Here is a 479-nt window from a genome sequence, read left to right on the forward strand (position 1 = left end):
TATACACGAGAAGCATTTAATATGGCCCTGCACTTCGTAGAAGAGCAAGAGAAAAAGTCCTAAGTCTGTGCTCCAACACCAGTGTATTCACTACTCTCTCAACACTACGTTCTCATTGAATGATTCAATCTGATTTAACAAACGGCCCTGTCGGCCCGCACCTGCGCAAGATGACGATACCCATGATTTGGGGCATTTTATCGATCATGTCGATGAACATCGTCGACACATGGTATGTCGCACAATTGGGTACCGAACCCCTTGCCGCAATGGGATTCACCATCCCTGTTGTCTCAATACTGTTGAGCCTCGCATTCGGCATTGGCATCGGTAGCTCATCGTTGATATCTCGTGCAATTGGTGCAGGTGATACGACGCGCGTTCGTATTTATGCCACGCAATCACTGTTCATAGGCCTGAGCGTGGCGCTGAGTTTCGCGATTATCGGTTATCACAATATTGATACAATTTTTATCGCC

General features: G+C 47.0%; 1 protein-coding gene. It reads left to right on the forward strand.

Annotated elements, in window-relative coordinates; all coding sequences use genetic code 11:
* Positions 1 to 182 precede the first annotated feature (182 nt).
* The coding region (locus tag A3762_RS06165) for an MATE family efflux transporter (RefSeq protein ID WP_255375036.1) at positions 183 to 479 on the forward strand (297 nt) is incomplete at its 3' end.

This window comes from Oleiphilus sp. HI0125, assembly GCF_001635355.1.